We start from the raw sequence: 24,801 nt of genomic DNA on the forward strand, positions 1-24,801 counted from the left end.
TCATGTTAGCTGCTAAACAAACGTCTGTTACAAAGGGGAAATTGGGTGTTCCAATGTGGCCGCGAAAGTGGTCACGGAAGGACAGATCGAATGAGCCCTCCAAACCGCGTGGCGCAGCGCTCCTGGCCTCGGGAAGGGCTGTATCGGGAAACTGCCCGGCCCGGCTCTCCGCATGGAATCCGGGAGCAGAAGGGCGGGAGCAGCCAGCGAGCCGATTTGGGGCCCAAGTTGGGATCGAGCATGAGCTTGAATATCTATGTCAGTATCTGATACGATTGAGCATGGATAGGAGAGTCTGATGCCAAACGTCCACCTGACCGAACCGATGCAGAAATATGTGCAGGCGCAGATCGAGTCCGGCGCCTACGCCAATCTGAGCGAAGTCGTGCGCGCCGGCGTAAGGATGCTGATGGAGAAGGATGGCGCCCGGCAGTTCTATGCCCTCAAGGCCGACCTAGAGGAAGCAGCCTCCCTGGCCGAAAATGGGGATTTCGCCGAGTTCGATGCTCATGCCTTCGAACCGGATGCATTTGATCGCTGACCCATATGATTATTCGACTTTCCGGTCGGGCCAGGGCCGACCTTGAAGAGATCCGTGCCTACACCGTCGAAACTTGGGGTAGGGACCAATGGCTCGTCTATTACCGCCAGTTGGTCAACGCCTTCGAGCAGATCACCGGGGATCCCGACCGGGGTCGGGACAGGAGTCTCTTCGTTCCGGGGTTGCGGTCCGTCAACTGCCAACGTCACGTGATCTTCTACAAGCGGCTAGATGCGGCGGATGGGGCGGCAGTCATCCTGCGCATCGTGCATCAGCGCCGCAACATGCCCGCGCTCGTCTACTACGAGGATCTCGACGGCGGTTAAGCCCTTGCGTTTCCTCATTTCAATGGCTCGACCAGTCTTCCATAGTCTTCACTGACCTCGTGAAACGCGCGTTGGCGCCCGCCATCGAGGCAACGAAAGTAGTCCTACACATCGGCAAAGTGGGTCTCAAAATCGCTCAAACCCGACCAATTTGAATGTTGGAAGCGCTAAGAATTACTGCTTCGATACCTGGTCATCACGCGAGCACTCAATGCCCATTGTGATCATGTTGATGTGGCTCGGTTTTTGTGCGCTGAAGAAACCAATGCTCAAAGATCAATACACAAGCCATGATCGCGAATGCGACCACTACAATCATTGGATCGCTCTGCCACTTTAGTGAAGCGAATACGGCAAGCACGATCGCGTCGAGACCGATTGCAGTCAACATGATCCATCCATGCGCAGAAAGCTCGGCCCTAAGGTTTCGGTACACTCCCCAGTGAATAACCATATCCATTACAAGGTAAAAGAAGGCCCCCATCGACGCTATTCGGCTAACGTCGAAGAGAATGGTCAGCAGGCTCGCAATCACTACTGTGTAGATCAGTGTATGGTCGCGGACTCCGCCTGACATCCCAAAATGACTGTGCGGGATCAATTTCATCTCTGTCAGCATTGCCAACATACGAGATACCGCAAAGATGCTGGCAATCACGCCTGATGCAGTTGCGATCAAAGCGAGCGCGACGGTCAGATAGAAGCCCGTTTCCCCAAGGGACGGTGCTGCCGCTTCCGCGAGCGCATAGTCTTTTGCTTCGACGATCTTGCCAAGCGGCAAGCTGCTTCCCACCGCAAATGCTACCAAGAGATACACCACTACGCAGACCGCCAATGAAATGATGATCGCGCGTCCGATGTTGCGGTGTGGGTCCACTATCTCGGCGCCGCTGTTGGTGATTGTCGTGAACCCTTTGAATGCCAGAATTGCCAACGCTGTGGCACCAACAAATCCGCTGAGACCCTGTGAAGCTGTTCCATCTCCTGTTGTGCCAAAAGTAAACCCGCCGGCCCAAAGCGCAGAGATCCCAAACAGAGTGATACCGCCAACCTTCAGTACCGCGAGCAACTGGGAAATCCAGCCTACAGAGCGGTTGCCCGAGATGTTGACGACATAGGCTGCGATAATGAGAGCAACGCCTATTGCCGGAACCAGTAAGCCATCTGGTGCAATGCCCAGTCCACGGAGCAAATAGTTTGCGAAGGTCCGTGCGACTAGGCTTTCGTTAATGACCATTGACAGAGCCATAAGCAAAGCCGCTGCAGCGGCTACGGCGGTTGGTCCATAGGCCTTTTGCAGGATCATTCCAATTCCGCCAGCTGACGGGTAGGCATTGGACATTCTTATGTAAGTGTAAGCGCTGAAGGCTGTAACGATGGCTCCAACGATGAACACAAGTGGAAAGGTAGGGCCGGCCAGTTCCGCAATTTGGCCTGTGAGTGCCAGAATTCCGGCGCCAATCATGACACCAGTCCCCATGGCGACGGCATCCCAAAGAGAAATGCTGCCCGCTTTATAGTCGCTATTCATCGTCGATCTGCTTTCTATTTTTGAGGGTCAAAAAGACAAAAGGCAGTGCTGTCACAACCCCAAGTCCTATCGTGATCCATTCAGCCGTTCCCCAATCCCCTGACATGGCCACAGCTCCAAAATGGGCAAGAACAAAACTCGCCGGCAAAATCCCGGCAAAAGTTGCCAGCATGAAGCGCCATAGATGAAGTTGGCTCAAGCCCGCAACATAGCTGATTGCATCGAAAGAAACGAATGGAAGCAGGCGGGACGCAAACACTGATAACATCAGAGCCTTTTGCGACCCCAACAGCCCGAACTCTGAATACTTACCCAAAAAACGCCGAACTGTGCTTCGACCGAGTTTTCGCGCGAAGACAAATGCGATTGTAGCACCGAGCTCCGAGCCTATGGCTACGTAGGCGGCTCCGAGATAGTGACCAAATGCAGCCCCGGCGGCAAGTGCGATTGGTGCGCTCGGTATGGGGCTTGCGACAATCGCGAGGGCCATGAGTGCAATAACCGCGAGGGGGCCAACGGCTCCGGCATTTTCAATATGGCGCTGCACTTCAGCCTGTGAAAAGGCGACCCCAAGATTGCTCAGAGAAACCGTGCCCGAAAAAAAACCGAAAGCTGCAAGAGACAGAACTGTTGCTATCGCCAAACAACCAATCAGGCGACCATATCCCCATGCTTGCACGATCATGTGACCGTGAACTGCGCCATCATTCCTCCATCTTCGTGTTCAAGGATGTGACAGTGATACATGAAGGGATTGGCGCGATCTGCCGTCTGCTCAAAGCTGACCAGGATATCGACTCGGCCATTTACGAGCACGGTATCCTTCCAGCCAGAATTTTGTATGCTTGGTTTCTTTCCGTTTTCGGCGAGCACCTGAAACCTCACGCCATGAACATGAAACGGGTGCATCATCATGTTTGAGGAGACTTGCCAAATCTCGGTCGCCCCCTTCGAAAGAGACAAGTCTATCCTCCCCATGTCGAAGGACTGCCCATTGATCGCAAACCGATCATTCGACCTACGCATCATCATGCCCATCCCCATTGGCATATCGAGTGTGATCTGACGTGTATTGACTGATCGGGCCTCACCGTCAGGCAGGACGCCGCCCAAGTCGGCGGGTATTTCCAGAATGCGGGCAGGAAGTCTCGCATCCACACCAAAGGGTACAACTACGAAGCTCCCCCCAGCAGTGCTCGCGCCGCCCATCATCCCACCCATCATCTGATTGGGATTTGCAGAGGATACCAGCGTGCCAGCCTCTCCTCCCGAAAAATCGACGAGGACTTCGTATCGTTCGCCGGGAGCGATCACGAGGGACTCAATGGCGACAGGTTGATTGAGATAGCCACTGTCCGTCGCGATGAGGTGCATCTCGCGACGGTCAGAAAACGATAGGGGATAAATCCTCGCGTTCGAGCCGTTGAGCAAGCGCAAACGGACAATACCGCGAGGGACGACAGCCTGGGTGCCTAGCTGACCGTTAACAAGAATGACATTGCCCATGAAACCCATCATCTGATCTGGCATAGACAGGCCATAATCGATGCGGCCCTGCCGGTCGAACCGGCGGTCTTGCAGAACCAAGGTCAAATCATCGACGCCGTATGAGATCGGGAGACCCCGAGCATCGTCCCGACCGTCATCAACGTGGATCACACCGGCCAATCCCCTTTGAACTTGTCGTCCGGTGTCACCATGAACGTGCGAGTGGTACCAAAGAGTAGCGGGTGGTTGTGTCAGATCCAGTTCGGGAAACCAAGTCGTGCCCGGTTCAATGGTCTGGTGTGGGCCGCCGTCAACTTCGCCGGGTATCAGCATACCGTGCCAGTGCACCGAGATTTTCTCTGACAGCGTATTGTCGATCTGTGCTTGCGTCGAAGCTCCTGCGGGAAGACGTAGCGTAGGCCCCAAAAAGGATTGGTTGAACCCCCAGGTCTCACCGCCGCCCAGTCCTGTAAAATCGGTCTTGCCCTTTTGGGCAGTCAGACGGAAATGCCGATCGCGGGTTGCGTCGAGCAATGGTGGCATAGCCAACGCCCTGACACTCCCCTGTGCGATGGCCGCCAGCGGACCTGTGGCGAACGGCAGGCCAGCCAAGCCGGCGATGAAGGCTCTACGATTTGTCATGGTATAGCTTGTGTCTCACGCTAGCTCACTTGGGAGGGCGGCCAGTGCGGCTTCTCTTGTTACTGTCGGCAGACCTTGCTCGATCCAGCCGGATCTCCCCGGGGCGCCAAGCATCCCGCCTACGGCGTCAACAAAGCCGGCAGCTTTCGCTTCACGCAACTTGCTCATTACGAGACCTGAGCGATGGCCGGTCCGACAAATCAGGGCGACCGGGCGTCCCGCAGCAAGATCGCGGGCGTCGAAGAGGCGCTCCCCGAACCGCGGATGGGTCATGTCGATTGGCCACGCCCCCTCCGCGACGCCGGTATCTTGCCATTCCTCGGGTCTGCGGATGTCCACAAGCCTTGCCAAATCGCTTTTCAGCGCATCATGGAGAGTATCGAGCGCCCATACGTCATGGTTGTCAGCCCAAGCTGGCGAATAGGCAAGCAAGGTGCTCGATGCGAACAGGCCAAAAGTTTGACGGCGGCTCAGCATGGTCTGCCTCCTCAGTTTAGTTTATGCATTATCAACCGCAGATCGCAGCATATCGCGCACCTGCGCGGCGACTTCGTGCAGCTTCTCATTCTCGACAGCGGCCATCGAAGCCACTGGATCAACAGCGCTGATTTCAGTGCCGTTTTCGACCGTCCGCAAGATCACATTGCAAGGCAGCATCGATCCTATACGGGGCTCCAGCCCAATGGCCTCCCATGCCATATGAGGGTTGCACGCACCCAGAATGCGGTATCCATCCATGTCGCGGTCAATCTTTTTCTTCATTGTTGCCTGTACGTCGATTTCGGTCAGTACACCAAATCCCTTTTCTTTCAGGGCTTCGCGCAGGCGCATCTCCGCATCATCAATCGCCGTATTGGGCAGATGTCTGTTGTAGGTATAACTCATTTTGAGCCCTCTCGATCTTGTTCAGGCAAACCCAAAGCACCGAACCGTTGACGGGCTTACCTGAATGGGGAATTTCTGAACGACGGGGTTCAGTTGTCTTCGTCCGTCATCATTCCGGGATTTGCGGCCATACCCTGTGCCATGTTGTCGGCAGGGGCGACCATTTCGCCTTGAGAAATCTGGCCGTCGCCATCAGCATCAAGCATCTGGAAACGATCGACCATGGTCTCGCGCATCGCCTTGGCGTGAAGCGACGCGAATTCGTCAATCGAGAGCGTGCCATTACCGTCGGCGTCATAGTCCGACAGCATCGACTGAAGGCCCTCATGCGCCTCTTCGGGAGACACCGCGCCGTTTCCATCCATATCGAACATTGACATCATGTTGCCCCCCATCATCGGGAACATACCTTGACCGGTTGTGCTTGGTCCCATCATGCTGCCGTTTCCGCTCATCATGCCCGAATGCATTTGCATCATCATGCGCATCATGCCGTGCATCATCTGAAGATGCTCGGCCATCTGACTGGGATCCATCATGCCGCCACCCATCATCATTCCGGGCCCGCCCGTCCCTGCCATCGGTTGAGCAAGTACATTGGGAGAGACGCTTTCACCGCCCGCAGCTTGGTGATGGCTGTCATCGGCGAGCGCAGCACCTGCTGTGAGAACGGCAACCAGAAGACCGGTAGAAACTTTTGTTGAGTAGGACATTTTGAAGCCTTTCCTTCTTTTGACCTCATACAACTTGGCATCAAACATTTGAATGTAAGGACGTACACCCGTGGATTTGTATCCGTCTGTCGCAATGGACAGGGGCTGATACAATTGGCGACAAAAAGGAACCTGACCGTCTGATTTCCAATGCTTTAGAAGGGCCCCATGCAACACGCGCCACATATTCTCGTCGTGGATGACCATGAACAGATCCGGAAAAGTGTAACCCGCTATCTGGAAAAGAATGGCATGCGAGCAACCGCTGCCAAGGATGCGGCGGAGATGGACGCGAAGCTGGCTGTCGGAAGCTTCGACCTACTGGTCCTGGATATCATGATGCCTGGCGAGGATGGCCTTTCCGTTTGCCAACGTCTGTCAAGCGAAGGGCGACTGCCGATCATCATGTTAACCGCGCTCGGTGAAGATGCGGACCGTATTGTCGGTTTGGAGATCGGTGCGGACGATTATCTTCCCAAGCCGTTTAATCCACGCGAACTCCTTGCGAGGATCAAAGCCGTCCTGCGAAGAAGCGAGCACAAAGAGGCCTTCACCGGATCTCTGAGCGGCCGCAAAGTCCGCTTTGCACACCTTACCTTGGATGTAGACCGGCAGGTGCTTCTCGACGACGCGGGACAAGAGACCGCTCTTACGGTCGCAGAATTCAAACTGCTGACGGTCCTTCTGGAGCGCCCTCGGATGGTGTTGAGCCGCGATCAGTTGCTAGATCTTTCTCAGGGCATTTCCGCTGGTCCGTTGGACAGGAAAATTGACAACCAGATTTCGCGCCTTCGGCGAAAGCTCGAGCCCGACATTCTCCGTCCACGTATTATCAAGACGATCAGAAGCGGCGGCTACTGCCTGTCGGTCGACGTCGAGGTGTCCGAATGATCTGGCGGCTCCTACGATCTCTCCGGGTCCAACTCGTTCTTCTCATCATTATCGCGTTGGGGATCGCACAGTTTGTCAGCCTGTGGCTCTTCGCCGATGAACGAAGCCTCGCCATACGGGCTGCTCTTGGGTTTGAGGCAGCTGGACGAGCGGCAAATGTTGCGCGCTTGATTGAAGAGGCACCCGCTGACCTGCGCCCATCAATTATCCGCGCGGCGAACTCGCCCCTTGTTCGCTTTGACCTCGGGACGAAGCCGCTTGTGCAACATAGCGACCATTCGGATGGCGGGTTGGTTGAAACCCGCGTCCGCGCACTCCTGAACGACAGCTACAGTCGCGACATTCGTGTGGAGCTTCACCAGATCCAAGGCGCGATCCTGCCGCTACCGAACCTTTCGCACGAAATGACCGAGATGCACTTGGCCATGATGCGAGGTGAACTGTCCGCAATCGAGATGAACCTTTCAATTTCGATCGCCGGCGGCCAGTGGTTGAACGTAAGTACGCGCTTTGAGCGTCCGCCGATCCAGTGGCCGCTTTATTCCATGCTGACATTTGGTCTGACGGCAATGGCCCTGTTGGTCGCAGTGAGCTGGTTTGTCATGACCGGACTGCTGGGCCCTCTGCGGCGATTGGCCTGGGCGTCGGAACGATTGGGGCGTGGAGAAGACATAGACGCGTTGCCAGAACGGGGACCCCAGGAGGTTCGGGAGCTGACCGCTGGTTTCAACCGTATGCAGGACAGGCTGACACGGTTCGTTGCCGACAGAACGAGGGTTCTGGCGGCCCTTGGACATGATCTTCGATCTCCGCTCACCGCAATGAGAGTACATTCAGAAATGGTAGAGGAAGACGAAACCCGAGAGAGTCTCGTCGCAACCGTCGAAGAAATGCAGTCGATGGTGGAAGCAACCCTTACCTTCGCGAAAGGTCTCTCAGGGAACGAACCAATGCAGGATGTTGACCTGCAATCGTTCCTAGAAGCTCTGCGGGGGGATATGGTCGTACCGTTTGTGCTCTCTGACGGCCCCGAAGTCACGGTTCGATTGCGCCCCAATGCCATTCGACGCGCATTGCGAAACGTGATCGAGAACGCGGTGCGCTACGGCGGGTCCGCAACCCTGGGCTGGATATCAGCCGAGGGGGAAATAGAAATTTCCGTCACTGACAGAGGGCCGGGGATTCCAACCGCAGAATTGGAACGCATATTTGACCCATTCTTCAGGCTTGAAGAAAGCCGATCTCTGGAAACCGGCGGGCATGGGCTGGGCCTGTCGATCGCAAGGTCCATTCTTCGTGCGCAGGGTGGGGAGATCAGTCTGGCGAACCACCCGGACGGGGGGCTTATCGCGACAATTCGATTGCCAGTTGCTGAAACATGAAATGACAGAAAAGGAAACCGACATGCTTAGACTTACCAACACAACCGCAGCATTCACACTGTTCGCGACGACCGCCATGGCGGACCCCGGCGGAGATTATTACGGCCACATGTGGGGCGGTGGATTTGGAATGCTGGGAGGGCTGATGATGATCGTGTTCTGGGGCGTGATTATTGCGCTGATATTCTTCGCCGTTCGCTGGTTCAGCGAAAAGGGCCGTGCCTCCGGGTCGAGCGCGCATGACATTCTCAGGGATCGCTTCGCGCGCGGTGAGATTGATGAAGAAGAGTATCGCAAGCGCAAAGCCGCTCTAGACGACTGAGAAAGTGATCACCAGTCGACCCCACTGCTAAAGATCGTGAGGCTCCTATGACCCCGGAACTCGGCCATTTTGTGCTGGCCCTCGCATTGGCGTTGGCCCTCGTCCAATCGACTATTCCTCTTTTCGGCGCGGCCCGGGGCAATCTTCTCTGGATGCGTTCGGCCCGGTCGACTGCTTTTGGGCAGGTCGTCTTCGTCGGACTTGCCTTTGCAGCCTTGATGCGCGCTTTTGTTGTCTCTGATTTCACTGTTTTGAACGTTGCGAACAATTCGCATTCGCTGAAACCAATGATCTTCAAAGTCGCGGCGACTTGGGGAAGTCATGAAGGATCGTTGCTTCTCTGGGTCTTCATTCTGACCATCTTCGGTGCTGCGGTTGCTGCTTTCGGCTCAAACCTACCGGAAACACTTCGAGCGCGAACTTTGGCAATGCAGGCATGGATCAGCGTCGGGTTCCTGTCCTTCCTTCTCTTCACATCCAATCCGTTCGAGCGCGTCTTTCCTCCGCCGCTTGATGGCGCTGACCTCAATCCTCTGCTCCAGGATATCGGCCTCGCGATGCACCCGCCTCTGCTGTATTTTGGATATGTCGGTTTCTCGATCGTCTTTTCGTTTGCAGCCGCAGCCTTGATCGAGGGACGGATCGACACAGCCTGGGCAAGATGGGTTCGACCCTGGACACTGGCCGCGTGGATCAGCCTGACTGCGGGGATAGCTCTGGGATCGTGGTGGGCATATTACGAACTGGGTTGGGGTGGATGGTGGTTCTGGGACCCGGTTGAAAATGTCAGTTTTATGCCCTGGCTTCTCGGGACAGCACTTCTCCATTCGGCGATTGTCACTGAAAAGCGTGACGCGTTCAAAAGCTGGACAATCCTACTCGCGATCTTGACGTTTTCGCTGTCACTCCTCGGCACATTTGTGGTTCGGTCTGGCTTGCTGACCTCTGTGCATGCTTTTGCCGTGGATCCGGAGCGAGGCCTATACATTCTTGGCCTGCTTGCGATTTCAATTGGTGGCTCACTTGCACTCTATGCGTGGCGGGCGCCAATGATGGAAGGTGGCGGGTTGTTTAAGCCGATTAGTCGAGAGGCAGGGTTGTTGCTAAACAACCTGATCCTGGCTACAGCGACTGGCACGGTTCTGTTCGGTACGCTTTATCCGCTGTTTCTCGAAGCCGTTTCTGGTGACAAGATTTCCGTCGGTCCGCCGTTCTTCAATGGCGCGTTCGTACCAATGATGCTCCCCTTGGTTTTTGTCATGGGTCTGGGGCCGTTTTTGTCCTGGAAACGAGCCGATCTCGTCGGAGTGCTTCAACGTGTCCGCTTCGTGGTGGTGCTGGCGGTGCTGGCAACGCTCGCAATTTGGTATTTCGCCAAAGGCGGGCCCGTGTTGGCATATCTTTCGATCCTCATCGCGCTTTGGTTGTTTTTTGCTTCCTTACGTGAATGGGCGCTGCGGGTTCGTTTGTTCGAGGTTCCGCTCCAGGAAAGCATCCGGCGTGCCCGCAATTTGCCCCGCGCGGCGCATGGAATGACGCTCGCTCATGCGGGAGTTGCGGTCTTGATGATCGGCATGATTGGCTCTTCGGTTTGGAAATCTGAAGAGATCGCATTTGTAGAGCCCGGCACGAGTGTCAACATTGCGGGATTTGATGTCACATTTGAAGGTGTGCAGCGCGTTCGTGGCCCGAACTATATTGCGGATCAGGGAACCCTGCGCGTCGAAAGGGGCGGCTCTTTCGTGACGGCTCTCAAACCTGAACGGCGCAGCTATCCGGTCGCACAAAGTACGACAACAGAATCGGCGATACGGTCAACCCTGGCGGGAGACCTATACGCTTCGATCACGGAACCCTCTCTGGACAAAGCCGAAGAGAGCGGTGCCTGGACTCTGCGTATTCTCTATGAGCCATTCGTCGGCTTGCTTTGGTTGGGTGCGGCCATGCTTGTCATAGGCGGCAGTCTGTCCTTGTCCGATCGCCGCTTCCGGGTCGGGGCACCCCAAAGCTCCAAGGCACGATCCACGAAACCGGTCGCAGCGGAGTGAGCAATGAAACGAGCTGTAGCGATTATTCCCTTGGTACTGGCAGTGATTGTCGGCGGATTTTTCTTGTGGGGCCTGAATCCCAATCGTGACCCAAGCGAGATTCCTTCGGTTCTCATTTCTCAGCCAGCTCCCTCGTTCATTCTCGGGCCGGTGCCGGGTCTTGATGTACAGGGACTGTCTCGGGAAAACCTGCTCGGAAACCCAACGCCAGTCGTCGTTAATGTGTTCGCTTCCTGGTGCGTTCCCTGTCGTGCCGAACACGCGGTTCTGAGCGCTTTGGTTGAGCGCGATGGCGTGCGTTTGTTCGGGATCAACTACAAGGATCAACCGGTAGACGCGGTCAATTGGCTTCAAAATCTCGGGAACCCGTACGAACGTATTGGCTTGGATCTGTCAGGTCGTGCCGGGATCGAGTGGGGGATTTCGGGTGTGCCCGAGACATTCATTGTCGGAGGCGATGGAACGGTGCTCTACCGATACGTCGGCCCGATCGTCGGTGAAGAGGCTGTATCAACCTTTCGCCAGGCTCTCCGACAAGCGGGTGTGTTAGAGGAGAGGAGCTGACATGCGTCGTTTTTTCCTTGTGTTGGCACTCATCATGCCAATGTCTGCGCAGGCTGTTGAGCCCGACGAAATCCTCTCCGATCCAATCCTCGAGGCTCGGGCACGGGAGGTTTCCAGGCAGCTTCGCTGCGTAGTTTGCCAAAATCAGGATATTGACAGCTCGAACGCCGGCGTTGCGCGCGACCTACGACTTTTGGTCCGGGAACGGTTGGTTGCGGGTGACACGAACGAAGATGCAATTGCTTTCATCCAAGCGAGATACGGCGATTACGTTCTACTGAAGCCTCCGTTTAAACCCGAGACCTACGCTCTCTGGTTTACCCCCCCACTCCTTGGGCTCTTGGCTCTGGGGATCGGTGGCGGCATCCTGATGGGCTCTCGAAAAAGAAAAAAAATCGCAGACCTGAGCGATGACGAGGAGGCCGAGGTCGCACGCATTTTCACTTCATCCAGCGAAGGGGACCACCGATGATATGGATTGCAATGGCAGTCCTCGCCTTGACTGCCTCAGGTATTGTTGCGGCTTCGGCGTGGAAGCCTGCCTTGGTGCAAGGTCCGGCCGAAGACAGGACTCTCGCAGTTTTGAAGGACCAGTTGTCTGAAGTCGATCGGGATGCTGAACGCGGCCTGCTTTCTGTCGCAGAGGCGCATGCGGCGCGACAGGAAATCAAGCGGCGGGTTCTCTCCGTGGGGAGAGTAAAAAACACCGGGGAATCCAACGGCGGCGGCAGGGTCATACTCATGGCTGCTGCGGTCTTTGTGCCGCTGTTCGCGGCGGGGTATTACAGTTTTGCTGGAGCGCCAAACCTATCCAGCATCGCTTTCGAGGATCGCCAGGCAGAGGTCGCGCAAAATCGTGAAATCGAAGCGTTGGCGCAGAAGCTATTGCAGCGGTTGCAGGCGGATTCAGAAGGCGGAGCCTTGGAGGGCTGGATGCTCCTTGGACAGACCTTCATGAAATTGGGCCGCGCTTCGGATGCCGCATCGGCCTACGAGCGTGCAACACAATCCATGAATGCCGATTCTGCTGTGTTTTCGATCTATGCGGAAGCTCTCATCGTTTCCGAACAGGGGATCGTGACACCCCAAGCGAAGCGGGCCATTGCAAGAGCACTTGAGCTCGATCCGACCAATCCTGCTGGAACTTTTTACGATGCTGTCGGGCTTGCGCAAGCGGGTGCGAATGAGCAGGCCTACAATCGTCTTCTCACGCGATTGGACGAAGTGGATGGGTTCGCACCCTGGATGGAAACATTTGTCGCGGAAGCAAACCGGATAGGTGCGGCACTGGGCCGAGCGCCTATCAGTTTGTCGGATTATGCTCCAGTAATGTCAGGCAATTCGCCCGGCCCCACTGCTGCAGATGTCGAAGCGGCCAGCCAGATGGATGATGTCGATCGAGATGCATTTATCCGATCCATGGTGGAACGTTTGGCAACACGCCTTGAGGCTGAACCAGACGATATCGATGGATGGATGCGTCTTGGCAGGGCCTACAGGGTGCTCGGCGAAACTGACCTCGCCTTGAACGCGTACAGTCGAGCCAAAGAGCTATTGGTGCCCGTTTCCTCCGAAGACCCGCGCCAAAGTGTCATTTTGCAGTCCTTGGAAGAACTCCAGTCGGGCCAATAGCCCGCGGAAGCTTCACTCGCGATGAACAAACCATGAGAGAGCACGAACGGCGTATGTGCACGATCCGACCTCACCCGAATGACTAGAAAGAATGTCCATGCCTTTGTCCGCACTTCCGTTCCCAAATATCGGGCCGGATATATTTTCGGTTGAGATCGGCACGTTTACGTTGACTCTCCGCTGGTATGCGTTGGCCTATATCATCGGCCTTCTCGTCGGCTGGAGAATTTGTGTTGCCACGGTCAAACGCGCCGCTCTGTGGCCTGCATCGGGCGCCCCGCTAACACCGCGCCAAATTGAGGATCTTTTGACCTGGATTATCATCGGGGTGATCGTTGGCGGGCGGTTAGGGTTCGTGATGTTCTATCAGCGCGGGTTCTATCTTGCCAATCCGTTAGAAATTCTGAAGGTCTGGCAAGGGGGAATGTCATTTCATGGTGGGTTTGCTGGCGTAACCATTGCCGCGCTTGTTTATGGCATCCGTCAGCGTATGCCGCTCCTGAGCATGGCTGACCTTCTCGCTCTGGCAACGCCTCCGGGCTTGTTCTTGGGCCGGATCGCAAATTTCATAAACAATGAACTATGGGGCCGCCCATCGGACATGCCCTGGGCCGTCATATTTCCCGGTGACGCAGCGCAATCATGCCCGGGAATAACCGACATTTGCGCACGGCATCCTTCGCAACTGTACGAAGCCCTTTTGGAAGGCCTGTTGCTTGGCTTCGCTCTCCTATTCCTTGCGTGGCGGCGCGGATGGCTTAGGACACCAGGGGCAATTTGCGGGCTCTTCCTGGCCGGATATGGTTTTGCGAGAAGTTTTGTAGAGTTGTTTCGCCAGCCCGACGCTCAATTCGCAGACGTGAACAATCCGATTGGGTATGTTGTGCAGTTTGGTGACTGGGGGCTTACGATGGGGCAATTCCTTTCCTTGCCGATGTTAGCCGCGGGATTTGGATTACTTTGGCTGGCGCAGAAGCGGTCCGCCATAGGATCGGCATCTTAGGGCGCAAATGAAACTTTCGACGCATTGCCTTATTCTACTGCGATATCCCCTGACGCTTCAGTCGTGATCCTCCTCACCCATTTGGTGCATCATTTCTTCAATCTTTTCGGGGATGTCGCCGGCAGAGAATGCCTTCTGTTCTTCGGAATCGTGAACGAACGCGATGATATCGGCAAGCTCCTGACCTGTGAATTCAATTTGCCCGCCGAGCTCATCCTCTTGGGCAGCGACCATCGCCGGCGCGCCGCGCCACATTCGGGCGGCAAATTCAAACGGGTTCATTGGCAGGTCCATATACGCTGCATCAAGGGCGGGGGCATCCTCGCCTCCGACCCCGTTGATAGAATGACAAACGACACAGCCTTTCGAGGCGAACAGCGCACGCCCCTTGGCTGCATCCATGTTTGGCAGGAACAGTCCGGAGCTCATCATCTGACTCATCGCCCCATTATCTGTCATATGCCCGCTGTCTTGGGCGCCGACTGGCAGCGCCCACACCACAGCAATGGCTAAGATCATCTGTCTGGAAATGTAGGTCATTTTGGTCTCCTTGGTTTGCAGGTGATTGTCTGAACGCTGTTGCCCCTTCTCCGGCGATGGATTGTACCCAATACTGTTTATTGAACGGTCTGATGGACCTCGCGATCGTTCTTGTTTCCCCTCAAATCTGCGCGCGCCGTAGCCGAAGGGAGTTTAGGACGACCGAGATTGAGGAAGCGCTCATGGCAAAGGCCGCAAACATCGGACTGATCAAGATCCCGAGGAATGGGAACAAGATCCCCGCAGCGACGGGCACGCCCGCAGTGTTGTAGATCAGAGCAAAGAACAGGTTCTGGCGTATGTTCCGCATGGTCGCGCGGGCGAGTTTGCGCGCACGCACGATACCGTCGAGGTTCCCTTTGACGAGCGTGAACCCTGCGCTCTCAATGGCCACATCGGCGCCGGTGCCCATGGCAATCCCGACATCGGCCTGAGCCAGGGCAGGTGCATCGTTGACACCGTCGCCGGCCATGGCAACCTTGTGCCCCTTGGCCTGAAGTTCCTTGATGATCTTCGCTTTGTCTTCCGGCATCACATCGGCGCGGATCTCGTCGATGCCTAGACTGGACGCGACGGCCCTAGCGGTACGCTCATTGTCTCCCGTCGCCATGATAATACGGAACCCAAGTGCGTGCAGTTCCTTCAGGGCGGCCGGTGTGGTCGCCTTTACCGGGTCTGCGACGCTGACAAGACCGGCAACGTCATTCTCGACGACGACAAACATAACCGTTTCGCCATTATCCCGACGGGCATCCGCCTTGTCCCGAAGCTCTGCTGCATCAAGTCCGAGGTCAGTCAGGAGTTTCACGTTGCCGAGCGCCACTACCCGCCCGTCCACCGTGCCTTTGACGCCCTTGCCGGTGACCGCCTCGAAGGCGTCGGCTTTTGCCAGGTCGACGCCACGCTCTTCAGCACCGCGTACGATGGCTTCCGCGAGAGGATGCTCGGAGCCGCGTTCCAGCGATGCGGCAAGCCGAAGCACTTCTACCTCATCGTGACCCGGTTCAGGGTAGACGCCGACAAGTTTCGGCTTGCCTTCCGTCAGCGTGCCGGTCTTGTCGACGATCAGGGTATCGACCTTCTCGAACCGTTCCAGTGCCTCTGCATTCCTGATCAGGACACCCGCCTGCGCGCCGCGCCCCGTCGCCGTCATGATAGACATCGGTGTCGCAAGGCCGAGGGCACAGGGACAAGCGATGATGAGAACGGCAACGGCCGCAATAAGAGCATAGGAAAGGGCCGGGACCGGGCCCCAAATGGCCCAGCCAATGAAGGCCAGCACGGCGATGCCAATAACTGCAGGCACGAAATATCCGGAGACCTTGTCGGCGTATTTCTGGATCGGCGCGCGAGACCGCTGCGCATTGGCCACCATCTCGACGATTTGGCTCAGCATCGTGTCGGCGCCGACGCGCGTCGCCTCCATGATCAGGCTGCCGGTTCCGTTGATCGTGGCGCCCGTTACAGGGTCTCCTCCGACCTTTTCTACCGGTACCGGCTCGCCCGTGATCATGCTTTCGTCAACTGAGGACCTGCCTTCGACGACCATACCATCGACCGGCACCTTGTCACCGGGTCGCACACGTAGTCGGTCGCCGACCTGGACCTGTTCCAATGGAACCTCTTCCTCGCTTCCGTCGTCGCGGATAATACGTGCCGTCTTGGCGGCCATATCCAGAAGAGCACGGATCGCCTTGCCAGTGCCTTCGCGAGCGCGCAGCTCCATCACCTGTCCCACAAGGACCAGCGTGACGATCACAGCCGCCGCCTCGAAATAGACGCCGACATGCCCTTCGGCATCCCGGAACCCATCGGGGAATATGCCCGGTGCCAGGACGGCGATGATGCTGAACAGCCATGCGGCGCTTACACCCATGGCAATGAGACTGAACATATTGAGGTTCCTTGTCCGGAACGAGTTCCAGCCACGAACAAGGAAAGGCCAGCCGGACCAAAAGACAACGGGTGTCCCGAGCGCGAGTTCGACCCAGAGGGTGACGCGTTCTCCGAATATCTCGCGCACCCCGCTCAGGCCAAGATAGGGGCCCATGGTCAGCACAAGGAGCGGTACGGTCAAAATGGCCCCCACCCAGAAACGACGGCTGAAATCCACAAGCTCCGGGTTCGGGCCTTCCGCTTCCATGGCGGCCGATTCCAGTTCCAGCCCCATACCGCAGATCGGACAAGACCCGGGATGCGTCTGGCGCACCTGAGGGTGCATCGGACAGGTATAAACCGGGCCAGTGTAGTCGTTGGGAACCGAGTCCAAGTGGTTTGGCTCCACCGCGTCGCCCGTGTGCTGATGATGGGCGTGGTGTTGCGAGGGCTCGCCCTCCGGCACCAGATGCATCTGGCATTTCGGGCAATCTCCCGGTTCGGCGCGGCGTACCTCGGGGTGCATCGGGCAAGTGAAGACCGTGCCCGCGTAGCCAGAAGGAACTTGATCGTCAGATCCGTTGGCATGTTCGTGATGGTTGTTCATTCGGGGATCCTTTCCCGTATTTCTAGCTCATTGCCTCAAACCTAATTCTTCCAGTAACTGGAAGGTCAAGTGGCGCATTGAGCAACTTTCATTTCTGTCGCTAACAGCTCGCCGACGCAGACTGCGTTCGTTGAGTGTGGAATCGTATCGGTACTGACGATCCGCGCGGCACCGGCATGGCGGATTGCTTCCTCTGCGCCGTGTGCGAAAACCGCGTGGATAATTACGCAAGTCGCAGGTCGGGCACCGGCCTGCTCGAGTTGTTCGAGCGTTCGGATCAGCGTGTGTCCGGACGAGGCGATATCATCGAGGATCACGGGTGTCCCCTGTCGGAAAACGGCGCTGCCCGGCAGGCTGATCTCGACCTGCCGATCCCCGGAGCGATGTTTTGTCAGCACTTCGTAGGGGCGTCCGGCGAGCCTGGCGACTTCAGCCACCCATTGCTGGCTTTCGCTGTCAGGCCCAAGGAGCACGGCCTCTGGAACGTTCGCCGCAATCCAGTCGGCCAGCAGAGGGGCTGTGGCGACACGATATGCGGGAATGCGGAACAGCGCTGAAAGGCTCGGGTTGCGATGCAGATGGGGGTCAGCGGTCATCACCCAGTCGAAACATTCATCAAGAAATCCCGCGAAGATCGGGGCGCTCACAGCTTCGCGTGGATGAAACCGCTTGTCCTGGCGCATGTAGCCAAGATAGGGCGCGACCAGCCCCACACGCGCGGCCCCAAGTTCGCGCGCCGTCAGAGCTGCGAAACGCAGAGGCAACGCCAGCCGATCAGGATCGCGCAACGTGGCGAGGAAGGCGATTTCGCGTCCTGCAGGATCGCCGCCGAGCTTCACGAGGGTTTCACCATCGGGAAAATGGTGCAAGTCCACCGGCTGGATTTCGGCACCGGATGTCGCCGCCATTCTGCGCGCCAATGGCTCCATGCCGGGAAAGGGGGCGATAATGGTCATCAGTTTGCCTCCTCAATTGTGCAAAGTCCCAATTGCGCCTCGGCATAGGAGCGGGCGTATTCCAGTTCTCCCAGCGTTTCGGCGTGGATCTCGAACAGCGGCTTGCCAAATTCGATATGGTCACCGATCTGGACCAGAAGGCGCAGCCCTGCGAGCTGCTGCCGCGGTGCGCCGGCGAGTTTCGCTGTGCGCGCGATGCGGCGATTGTCAATCGCAATGAGGCGCCCCGCCGTGCGGGAGGTGATCACCGCATGATAACGCGCCTCACCGGGCTCAGTGAAACCGCCTTGTGCATCGCAAATCGCAATGAACTTCGCCTCGGCAGCGCCGCTGTCGAGCAGCTGTGCGGCCACCTTTCGCCCGCCCGCGCCGCCCGTCTCGGGGACAAGGTCCAGCAGCGCTCCAGCGATGTCGAGTGCACGGTCGCGCAGGTCGACAGGGAAGTTCTCGTTGCGGCGTAGCACGGCAAGGACATCTTGGGCTTCAAGTGCGGGTCCAATTCCGCGTCCGACAGGTGCAGTCCCGTCGCTTTGATGGATCGAGAGCGTCAGGCCGATGGCCTTGCCAACGGCGCGGAGCCGCTCTGCCAGCGCAGCGGCGGTTTCCGCCGAGCGGACCTTGGCCGTTGGTCCGACGGGCACATCGATCAGCACGCGCTTCGCACCGACCGCAGCCTTCTTCGACAAGACGCTCGCCACCAGCTGTCCGTCGCTGTCGAAATCGAGTGGCCGTTCAATCCGGATCAGAACATCGTCCGCAGGGCTGAGAGCGAGGTTGCCCCCCCAAACGATGCACCCGCCCTCAGCCTCGACGACGCGTCTCAACGCGGGGATGTCGAGCGAGACGGGAGCCATGACCTCCATCGTGTCGGCCGTGCCTGCGGGGGAAGTGATCGCGCGAGAAGAGGTCTTGGGGATCATCAGCCCCGCCGCCGCGATGATCGAAACGATGATCGGCGTGGTGCGGTTTCCTGGAAGCCCCCCGACGCAATGCTTGTCGTAGATCTCGGCGCCGCCCCAATCCAGCGTTTCGCCCGCCGCCTGCATGGATCGGGTCAGTGCGATGGTTTCCGCAATCGAAAGCCGGTCGCCCGCGCAGGCGGTGATGAAGGCTGCCAGATCGAGATCGGAGAGACGATGATCGAGGACGTCACGAATGATTGCGTCGAACCTTTGCTGCTCAAGGGTTTCTCCATAGACCTTGGCGCGGATCGCTGAGACGGAGTCCGGTGGCTCCGGGTGCGTAAAACTTGCCCGGTCCCCCGGTTGGGGCTTCAGGGCGGCCCAGGCTTCTTCCGACAAGGCGGCAGTGTCGTCGGGCAGCCAGTCGCCATTGGTCAACACGTTCAGCGTGGCAATCACCGACCTGTCGCCGAGCGTGACCTCGATCCGGGTCAGGGCTGCGAAGCCTTCGGCGCGGCAGACGTGGCAGTCTTCGCGCATGAAGACAACGGGTTGCCGGTAAGTGTCGATCCCCGCGCGGGACAGGGCGAGCGTATTGTCGATTTCTGTCATTTTGGATTGTCCAGCCGGATCGTTTCGAGGTGTTCGGGGGCGCGGGCAGGCCAGCCGAGTTCATGTTCGATCCGCCAGCGCAGCCGGTCCGAGGCAGAAGGTTCGCCGTGAGTCACATAGGTCATGCGCGGCGCGCGATCCGACGCGCGCATCCAGGCCAGCAACTCTTCGGCATCGGCATGTCCGGAAAAGGCTTCGAGCTGGATCACCTCTGCCCTGATCGGGAAATCTCGACCGAACATGCGCAGACTGTCCGCGCCAGCGGCCAGTGCCGCCCCGCGGGTACCGCCAGCCTGAAAGCCCGACAGCAGGATTGCGTTGCGCGGGTCGCCGCCGAAGCTGGCGAGGTGATGCAGGATCCGCCCGCCGGTCAACATGCCGCTCGCCGAAATGATGATCATCGGGCCATGCTGCGTGTTCAGCTTCTTCGACTCCTCGACCGAAGTGACCCGCTTGGCGATCTGGAACATCGCAAGGCAATCCTCCCAGGCAACGTGATGTTCTTCGTGATGGCCGTGGTAGATTTCGGTCGCGTCGATCGCCATTGGCGAGTTGAGATAAACCGGCACATATGGGATCTCGCCGCGGTTTTGCAGGCGTGCAATGTGATACATAAGCCCCTGCGCGCGCCCAACCGCGAATGAGGGGATGAGAACCGTACCGCCCCGCCCGAAAACACGTTTCAGGATTGGCAGAAGCTCTTCCTCCGCGTCGATGGCTGCGTGATGGCGATTGCCATAGGTGGATTCACAAACCAACACGTCCGCACCTGAGAACGGTTGTGGTGGTCGCATCAGTGCGTCGTTCTGTCGGCCGAGGTCGCCACTGAAGTGGATTGTCCTTCCTGGCAGTCTGATACGGATCTGCGCCGCACCGAGCAAATGGCCCGCCGGGATGAACTCTGCGGATATTCCGTCACCAACATCGACTGTGCTGTTGAAGGGAACTCTGTGCAAATGCTCAAGCGCCGCCTGAGCATCTTTCAACGTGTAGAGCGGCTTGGGGTTCTTGTGCTTGGAGTATCGGTGCCTTTTGGCAAAACGTGCCTCCTCTTCCTGGATATGGCCGCTGTCCGGCAGGATCAGGCCGCAGAGTTCCTCCGTCGCTTCGGTACACATCACCTTCCCTCGATACCCGCCGCGGATCAGCGCAGGCAGATAGCCTGAATGATCGAGATGCGCGTGCGTCAGAAGTACGGTGTCAATGGTGGTGGGGCGTACCGGAAACGCCTTGCGGTTGCGGTCCCGCAGCGATTTGAAGCCTTGAAACAAGCCACAATCAACTAGAATGCGGCGATCCCCGGTTTCAATCAGATAGCGCGATCCGGTTACTGTTCCGGCGGCTCCCAGAAAACGAAGTGTTGGGCGAGTGTCCTGTGCCATGATCCTGTGCCTTTCATTCCCATCGGCAGCCCTTCAGGGAAGCGCCACCATCTGATGTCCTTCTCCTTCGACAGAAACTGTTTCACGCGTTTGCAGTGAGCTGGTATCGATGAGCCAAACCACGGGCTCTGCACGGCTTGAGACATAAAGGATGTCGGAGCCTGGAATTACCGTCAGGTGGTAGGGTTCTGGTGCAAGCGTGGCTGTGCGCACTTCCCCGGTAGCGAGTGCAACTGAGGCGAGTTTGTCCTCTCCCCTACCCGCGACGAACAAAGTTGCCCCATCATTTGACAGCCCCAGTCCATGAATCTCGCCGCCAATTTCGAAGGTCCGCAGCTTTTCACCGGTACTCAAAGACAGTTCCAGAACCTGACCTGCGTCCGCGTCTGCGACAAAGAGTCGATCAGTTTCGGGCGAAACCGCCATATGTTCCGGGGTGTCACCTGCAATGAAGTTGCGACGAACGATACCCCGCGACAGATCTACTTCGCTGATCGTTCCGTTACCGGTGTTGGAGACGTAGACGAGATTTGGATCAGTTCCGAACGCTGCATAGTTCGGCATCGATCCAGTCGGGACAAATGCCGTCATGCCGAAAGTCGCCAAGTCAATCACCGATATTCCGTCACCTGCCGGATGGGTCGCAACGGCAAAGCGTCCATCAGGGGAAACTGCCGTATGATGTACGGCACCCGGCACCTCTATCCGGCGGAGGATATCGCCACTTTTTGCGTCCAGAATCGAGAGAAGACTGATCCCGGCATCCGGTGGCCCCATTGGCGCGGCCTTTGGTGCGTGGTGCGCGGCGTGATCGTCTGCAGACACGGTGGAGGGCTTTTCTAGCGACGCGACATCCTCGCGCGGGATCTCCGAATAGCTGCCGGCGACCAGATACGGCACGCCGGGTGCGCCTGCGAGACCGTGGACCGCCTCGACATCATTGATCCGACGCAGGACTTTTCCAGTCTCCGCCTGAACCATCAGGACTGAATTGGCGCTGCCCTCTGGAATGAAGACCGTAGGCGGAGCGGCCAAAGCTGGTGCTGACACGAACAAAGTGGCGAGCGTATAGGCGATGCGGGACGACATGTTCATTTTTGGAACCTTTATCTGGTCGAGATCATGCGGTGGCCGTGGCGAGGGCAGAAAACCGGCGGATCCACGGTTGATAGGAGCGAATGAAGTGAGGAGCGCGGTCAGGTAGAATCCGGACATCCAGACTACGAGCCTGTCGAAAAACCTAAGCGTCACGATTGGCGTAAAAGCCGAAAGGGAGGCGCTTCGCTACCTCGCTGACTGGAATGCTCAGAAGAGAATGGGGACGTGTATGAATTCGTCATCGGCGAAAGACGCCGATTGCCGCCACGACATTACCATTCGCGTGCTACGGTTCGAAACTACTGCGCTGACAAGCCCGTTAGGGATCAGAGCAGCGGCGCAACCGGGATGAATTCCGCAATCCGCGTCCAGAATAACGTGGACGGAGGAATTTGCGTCGGTGACCTGAACAATCTGCGTCTCTAACCCGGCAGGCTCGCCCTCATGCGCATGCAAACCATCGGCAATGAGACCGAAAAACAAGGCTCCGATCAATATCAGGACGAAGCTGACGCGAATACGCGACACTCTTCTGACATCGATATGTGGCCTTGATCGCATGATTTGAGTCCTTCCTAGGTGATTATAACACGCTATCCAGATGGTGTGGTTGATCTAAATCAGGGCGTTAAATGCTGCCTGACTCGGCGTCCTTGATGCGCAGCTTAGGCGAAATTACTCAGTCGGCACTTTGCTCCAAAGTGTTTCCAAATCTGGAAACCTTCACATCGTCCTCGATGAGCGTTGCTTGAGCGGCCCCCGGACGCGCCGCGTGCAGAGCAGCAAGAACATCCTGAGTCGACAATATTTCAGATAGGATAATTCCTTCGGGAGCAGACGGCCCATAAACCGCGTTGAATGGAATGCCGTAACGGTTGTTGGTCTCCAAAAAACGGGTGATCGCGTCATCTGGGCGGGTCCAGTCGGCCAGCATCGGCGTGACACCAGAGCTGTTCAATGCCGAAAGAACCGGGTCGCGTTCAAGAACGAGCGCCTTGTTGGCTTTGCAGGTCAAACACCAATCGGCGGTTACATCGACAAAAACGACCTCTCCGCGTGATACTCGACGGGCAATATCGCCGCGGTCAAATGTGACCCAGGCAATTTTTCCTGCTTGGGCATCGGGTGCGGCGGGTGTTGCCAAGAATGGCGCGGCCGCGACCGCGAGTGCCGCCAGCGCCAGCCCAAAGGGCCAGCGAAGAGATCTTGGCACCCAGGGCGATGCCGCTATGAAGAGCATAACCGCACCGAGAGATGCAACTGTTAGGGCCGCGCGCGATCCAGCAACGCCGAGCAGGACATAGAACAGCCATGCCGCGGTACCCATCAGGAGGATGCCAAGGCCGGCTTTCAAGGCGATCATCCAGCGGCCGGGCTTGGGCACGAACCGAACAACGTTCGGCACGATGGCCACCAACAGATATGGGCTGGCCAGACCTAACCCGAGAAAGGTGAAAACGACAGCGATGTCTATCACCCGCCCCGCAAGTGCGAATGCGATAGCTGTTCCAAGAAACGGCGCGGAGCAGGGAGTAGCCATGACCGCCCCGAAAAATCCGGTGGCAAAATCCGCTCCATACCCGGCCGTACCTCCTGCTTTCATCAACCGCGTTGTCAGGGCGGCAGGCAAAGAGAATTCGAACAGTCCAAACAGGTTTGCGGTGAACAGACCAAGGATCAGGAGCATCAGAACCAGGAACGTTGGGCTCTGGAACTGGAGCCCCCAACCGACGGCAACGCCAATCTTTTGCAATGCGAAGAGAACAGCCGCGAGTGCCCACATAAAGACCATGACTCCGGCGGCGGCGGCCAAGAAGCCTGCCCTGACTTGGGCATTGCCGCGTCCTTCGGATTTCAGGGCAGAAGATAACTTGATCGACAGAACAGGAAGCACGCAAGGCATGGCGTTCAGGATCAAGCCCCCAAGAAAAGCGATGATGGCGATCCAGATCACTTGATCAATGCCGGGGACCACCCGATCAATACTGAAAGGGGGAGTTGGGGCGGTTGTTGCCCGATCTGGCGTGACGGTGAGGGCGTGATCCGGCCCGTCCGTCACGGTTACCCGTGGCGGCGCGTCTGTATCTGCCATGTAGGCAAGAATTGGGAATTCAGCCCAAAGCGTTCGCCCGCTTGCCCCAAGGCGAATGTCGGGCTTCCCCAACGTGTTGCCATCACCAATTTCAGGAAAGACGTCCGGGGTTTTGAAGGCAGTCGTGGCAGCTATTTCTATCGTTAGGCGGGTGAAATCATCGTTTATATGGGATGTGGCGGCGGTCACGCCTGCCGCTCCTCCTTCCGCCGGAACGCGTGCGAGAAATGCCCCGATACGATTAGCCGAGACTTGATCGATTGAGTTCCCCTGAGGCAACGAAAGTGCCAAGTCAAAATCCTGGGGGACACAAACTGCTGAGCAGGTCAAGAGCTTGACGTTTGCTCTGAGTTCGACAGGTTCCCCAGGATCCTTCAGGGTGATCTGAAGTGGAAAGACAACCTCATCATGATAGCCGAAGTTTTCGATGCCAAAGGCAGTGAACCGCTCGGGCGCAGGCCATAGGAAATCAACGCCCGCGACATTCGTCGACCCGCTCCAGTCGATCTGTGGCGGAATGCCAACCTCGCCAGGCGAACGCCAATAGGTTTTCCATCCGTCAGCAAGGTTCAGATCCAGACCGGCGGAGAGCGTTTGAGCTTCGGCGGAAACGGCATCCTCGGCGGAGATCAGCCGCGCTTCCACCGCAGTGACCTTGTGGGCGACTGATACCTCGGCCGTTGCAGCAAAGGGGATCAAGAGCCAGAACATTGCGGCAGCGAGGGTACCGCAGAAAGCAAGACGGATTGGCGAGCGCCAGATGGTCATC

23 protein-coding genes are annotated in these 24,801 nt (G+C 57.5%); 10 read left to right on the forward strand and 13 right to left on the reverse strand.

The features are described from left to right. Positions 1-298: 298 nt before the first annotated feature. Positions 299-541, forward strand: a complete 243-nt coding sequence (locus B30_RS17985) for a type II toxin-antitoxin system ParD family antitoxin (protein ID WP_009573607.1) — start codon at positions 299-301, stop codon at positions 539-541. Between the two features lie 5 nt (positions 542-546). Next, entirely contained in the window at positions 547-867 is a 321-nt protein-coding gene (locus B30_RS17990) for a type II toxin-antitoxin system RelE/ParE family toxin (RefSeq protein WP_009573608.1), read from the forward strand. Positions 868-1,075: 208 nt separating this feature from the next. Here the strand turns inward: B30_RS17990 and B30_RS17995 are convergent, their stop codons facing one another. The 6 genes from B30_RS17995 to B30_RS22575 all read right to left on the reverse strand — a co-directional run bounded on the left by B30_RS17995 (position 1,076) and on the right by B30_RS22575 (position 6,126). Next, positions 1,076-2,398 (reverse strand): APC family permease, encoded by a 1,323-nt coding sequence (locus B30_RS17995; RefSeq protein ID WP_009573609.1) that lies wholly within the window; start codon positions 2,396-2,398, stop codon positions 1,076-1,078. Further along, positions 2,391-3,083, reverse strand: coding sequence for a TVP38/TMEM64 family protein (locus B30_RS18000; protein WP_009573610.1), 693 nt, complete (start codon positions 3,081-3,083; stop codon positions 2,391-2,393). Before B30_RS18000 ends, B30_RS17995 begins: the two co-directional genes overlap by 8 nt. Beyond that, positions 3,080-4,528, reverse strand: a complete 1,449-nt coding sequence (locus B30_RS18005) for a multicopper oxidase family protein (protein ID WP_009573611.1) — start codon at positions 4,526-4,528, stop codon at positions 3,080-3,082. The genes B30_RS18000 and B30_RS18005 overlap by 4 nt, the downstream gene beginning before the upstream one ends. A gap of 15 nt (positions 4,529-4,543) precedes the next feature. Then, on the reverse strand, positions 4,544-5,005 hold the full coding sequence (locus B30_RS18010; RefSeq protein WP_009573612.1) for a rhodanese-like domain-containing protein: 462 nt from the start codon (positions 5,003-5,005) through the stop codon (positions 4,544-4,546). A 21-nt stretch (positions 5,006-5,026) separates the two neighbouring features. After that, a complete protein-coding gene (locus tag B30_RS18015; RefSeq protein ID WP_009573613.1) occupies positions 5,027-5,413 on the reverse strand; it encodes a DUF302 domain-containing protein in 387 nt (128 codons plus the stop codon). Positions 5,414-5,502: 89 nt separating this feature from the next. After that, positions 5,503-6,126 carry an EF-hand domain-containing protein gene (locus tag B30_RS22575; RefSeq protein ID WP_009573614.1) on the reverse strand — a complete coding sequence of 208 codons (624 nt, stop codon included), beginning with the start codon at positions 6,124-6,126 and terminating at the stop codon, positions 5,503-5,505. A gap of 168 nt (positions 6,127-6,294) precedes the next feature. Here B30_RS22575 and B30_RS18025 point away from each other — a divergent pair, with 168 nt between their 5' ends. The 8 genes from B30_RS18025 (at position 6,295) to lgt (ending at position 13,968) form a co-directional block, all read left to right on the forward strand. Beyond that, positions 6,295-7,017 carry a response regulator gene (locus B30_RS18025; protein WP_009573615.1) on the forward strand — a complete coding sequence of 241 codons (723 nt, stop codon included), beginning with the start codon at positions 6,295-6,297 and terminating at the stop codon, positions 7,015-7,017. Further along, the gene (locus B30_RS18030; protein WP_009573616.1) at positions 7,014-8,399 is read left to right on the forward strand and encodes an ATP-binding protein; all 1,386 of its coding nucleotides are present in this window, start codon (positions 7,014-7,016) and stop codon (positions 8,397-8,399) included. The genes B30_RS18025 and B30_RS18030 overlap by 4 nt, the downstream gene beginning before the upstream one ends. Position 8,400: 1 nt before the next feature. Further along, positions 8,401-8,721: an SHOCT domain-containing protein gene (locus tag B30_RS18035; protein ID WP_232616942.1), complete on the forward strand. Its 321-nt coding sequence runs from the start codon at positions 8,401-8,403 to the stop codon at positions 8,719-8,721. Between the two features lie 47 nt (positions 8,722-8,768). After that, the gene (locus tag B30_RS18040) at positions 8,769-10,769 is read left to right on the forward strand and encodes a heme lyase CcmF/NrfE family subunit (protein ID WP_009573618.1); all 2,001 of its coding nucleotides are present in this window, start codon (positions 8,769-8,771) and stop codon (positions 10,767-10,769) included. 3 nt (positions 10,770-10,772) lie between these two features. Further along, on the forward strand, positions 10,773-11,333 hold the full coding sequence (locus B30_RS18045; RefSeq protein WP_009573619.1) for a DsbE family thiol:disulfide interchange protein: 561 nt from the start codon (positions 10,773-10,775) through the stop codon (positions 11,331-11,333). 1 nt (position 11,334) lies between these two features. Further along, complete coding sequence (locus B30_RS18050; RefSeq protein WP_009573620.1) at positions 11,335-11,805, forward strand: cytochrome c-type biogenesis protein; 471 nt, start codon at positions 11,335-11,337, stop codon at positions 11,803-11,805. Then, a complete protein-coding gene (ccmI, locus tag B30_RS18055) occupies positions 11,802-12,965 on the forward strand; it encodes a c-type cytochrome biogenesis protein CcmI (RefSeq protein ID WP_009573621.1) in 1,164 nt (387 codons plus the stop codon). The genes B30_RS18050 and ccmI overlap by 4 nt, the downstream gene beginning before the upstream one ends. A gap of 97 nt (positions 12,966-13,062) precedes the next feature. Continuing rightward, positions 13,063-13,968, forward strand: a complete 906-nt coding sequence (lgt, locus tag B30_RS18060; RefSeq protein WP_009573622.1) for a prolipoprotein diacylglyceryl transferase — start codon at positions 13,063-13,065, stop codon at positions 13,966-13,968. Positions 13,969-14,025: 57 nt separating this feature from the next. Here lgt and B30_RS18065 read toward each other — a convergent pair whose 3' ends face one another. The 7 genes from B30_RS18065 to B30_RS18100 all read right to left on the reverse strand — a co-directional run bounded on the left by B30_RS18065 (position 14,026) and on the right by B30_RS18100 (position 24,800). After that, positions 14,026-14,508 carry a c-type cytochrome gene (locus tag B30_RS18065; RefSeq protein ID WP_009573623.1) on the reverse strand — a complete coding sequence of 161 codons (483 nt, stop codon included), beginning with the start codon at positions 14,506-14,508 and terminating at the stop codon, positions 14,026-14,028. Between the two features lie 121 nt (positions 14,509-14,629). Continuing rightward, a complete protein-coding gene (locus tag B30_RS18070) occupies positions 14,630-16,909 on the reverse strand; it encodes a copper-transporting P-type ATPase (protein WP_167668791.1) in 2,280 nt (759 codons plus the stop codon). Positions 16,910-17,055: 146 nt separating this feature from the next. Continuing rightward, a complete protein-coding gene (locus B30_RS18075) occupies positions 17,056-17,946 on the reverse strand; it encodes a ribose-phosphate diphosphokinase (protein WP_009573625.1) in 891 nt (296 codons plus the stop codon). Beyond that, on the reverse strand, positions 17,946-19,460 hold the full coding sequence (locus B30_RS18080) for a thymidine phosphorylase family protein (protein WP_009573626.1): 1,515 nt from the start codon (positions 19,458-19,460) through the stop codon (positions 17,946-17,948). The genes B30_RS18075 and B30_RS18080 overlap by 1 nt, the downstream gene beginning before the upstream one ends. Next, positions 19,457-20,842 carry an MBL fold metallo-hydrolase gene (locus B30_RS18085; RefSeq protein WP_009573627.1) on the reverse strand — a complete coding sequence of 462 codons (1,386 nt, stop codon included), beginning with the start codon at positions 20,840-20,842 and terminating at the stop codon, positions 19,457-19,459. The genes B30_RS18080 and B30_RS18085 overlap by 4 nt, the downstream gene beginning before the upstream one ends. 33 nt (positions 20,843-20,875) lie before the next feature. Then, entirely contained in the window at positions 20,876-22,057 is a 1,182-nt protein-coding gene (locus B30_RS18090) for a YncE family protein (protein WP_229861855.1), read from the reverse strand. A 562-nt stretch (positions 22,058-22,619) separates the two neighbouring features. Continuing rightward, complete coding sequence (locus B30_RS18100; RefSeq protein WP_009573630.1) at positions 22,620-24,800, reverse strand: protein-disulfide reductase DsbD family protein; 2,181 nt, start codon at positions 24,798-24,800, stop codon at positions 22,620-22,622. Position 24,801: the final 1 nt, after the last annotated feature.

The organism is Celeribacter baekdonensis B30, assembly GCF_000299875.1.
GTDB classification, from domain to species: Bacteria; Pseudomonadota; Alphaproteobacteria; order Rhodobacterales; family Rhodobacteraceae; genus Celeribacter; species Celeribacter baekdonensis_A.

What these genes read in the sequence shown, in the direction of transcription:
- B30_RS18015 (WP_009573613.1), bottom strand. Translation starts at nt 5,413, where the DNA reads ATGAGTTATACCTACAACAGACATCTGCCCAATACGGCGATTGATGAT.
- B30_RS22575 (WP_009573614.1), bottom strand. Translation starts at nt 6,126, where the DNA reads ATGTCCTACTCAACAAAAGTTTCTACCGGTCTTCTGGTTGCCGTTCTC.
- B30_RS18050 (WP_009573620.1), top strand. Translation starts at nt 11,335, where the DNA reads ATGCGTCGTTTTTTCCTTGTGTTGGCACTCATCATGCCAATGTCTGCG.
- B30_RS18005 (WP_009573611.1), bottom strand. Translation starts at nt 4,528, where the DNA reads ATGACAAATCGTAGAGCCTTCATCGCCGGCTTGGCTGGCCTGCCGTTC.
- B30_RS18040 (WP_009573618.1), top strand. Translation starts at nt 8,769, where the DNA reads ATGACCCCGGAACTCGGCCATTTTGTGCTGGCCCTCGCATTGGCGTTG.
- B30_RS18045 (WP_009573619.1), top strand. Translation starts at nt 10,773, where the DNA reads ATGAAACGAGCTGTAGCGATTATTCCCTTGGTACTGGCAGTGATTGTC.
- B30_RS18090 (WP_229861855.1), bottom strand. Translation starts at nt 22,057, where the DNA reads ATGTCCGGATTCTACCTGACCGCGCTCCTCACTTCATTCGCTCCTATC.
- B30_RS18035 (WP_232616942.1), top strand. Translation starts at nt 8,401, where the DNA reads ATGACAGAAAAGGAAACCGACATGCTTAGACTTACCAACACAACCGCA.
- lgt (WP_009573622.1), top strand. Translation starts at nt 13,063, where the DNA reads ATGCCTTTGTCCGCACTTCCGTTCCCAAATATCGGGCCGGATATATTT.
- B30_RS18025 (WP_009573615.1), top strand. Translation starts at nt 6,295, where the DNA reads ATGCAACACGCGCCACATATTCTCGTCGTGGATGACCATGAACAGATC.
- B30_RS18065 (WP_009573623.1), bottom strand. Translation starts at nt 14,508, where the DNA reads ATGACCTACATTTCCAGACAGATGATCTTAGCCATTGCTGTGGTGTGG.
- B30_RS18030 (WP_009573616.1), top strand. Translation starts at nt 7,014, where the DNA reads ATGATCTGGCGGCTCCTACGATCTCTCCGGGTCCAACTCGTTCTTCTC.
- B30_RS18080 (WP_009573626.1), bottom strand. Translation starts at nt 19,460, where the DNA reads ATGACAGAAATCGACAATACGCTCGCCCTGTCCCGCGCGGGGATCGAC.
- B30_RS18010 (WP_009573612.1), bottom strand. Translation starts at nt 5,005, where the DNA reads ATGCTGAGCCGCCGTCAAACTTTTGGCCTGTTCGCATCGAGCACCTTG.
- B30_RS18075 (WP_009573625.1), bottom strand. Translation starts at nt 17,946, where the DNA reads ATGACCATTATCGCCCCCTTTCCCGGCATGGAGCCATTGGCGCGCAGA.
- B30_RS18100 (WP_009573630.1), bottom strand. Translation starts at nt 24,800, where the DNA reads ATGACCATCTGGCGCTCGCCAATCCGTCTTGCTTTCTGCGGTACCCTC.
- B30_RS17985 (WP_009573607.1), top strand. Translation starts at nt 299, where the DNA reads ATGCCAAACGTCCACCTGACCGAACCGATGCAGAAATATGTGCAGGCG.
- B30_RS18070 (WP_167668791.1), bottom strand. Translation starts at nt 16,909, where the DNA reads ATGCACCCCGAGGTACGCCGCGCCGAACCGGGAGATTGCCCGAAATGC.
- B30_RS18000 (WP_009573610.1), bottom strand. Translation starts at nt 3,083, where the DNA reads ATGATCGTGCAAGCATGGGGATATGGTCGCCTGATTGGTTGTTTGGCG.
- ccmI (WP_009573621.1), top strand. Translation starts at nt 11,802, where the DNA reads ATGATATGGATTGCAATGGCAGTCCTCGCCTTGACTGCCTCAGGTATT.
- B30_RS18085 (WP_009573627.1), bottom strand. Translation starts at nt 20,842, where the DNA reads ATGGCACAGGACACTCGCCCAACACTTCGTTTTCTGGGAGCCGCCGGA.
- B30_RS17995 (WP_009573609.1), bottom strand. Translation starts at nt 2,398, where the DNA reads ATGAATAGCGACTATAAAGCGGGCAGCATTTCTCTTTGGGATGCCGTC.
- B30_RS17990 (WP_009573608.1), top strand. Translation starts at nt 547, where the DNA reads ATGATTATTCGACTTTCCGGTCGGGCCAGGGCCGACCTTGAAGAGATC.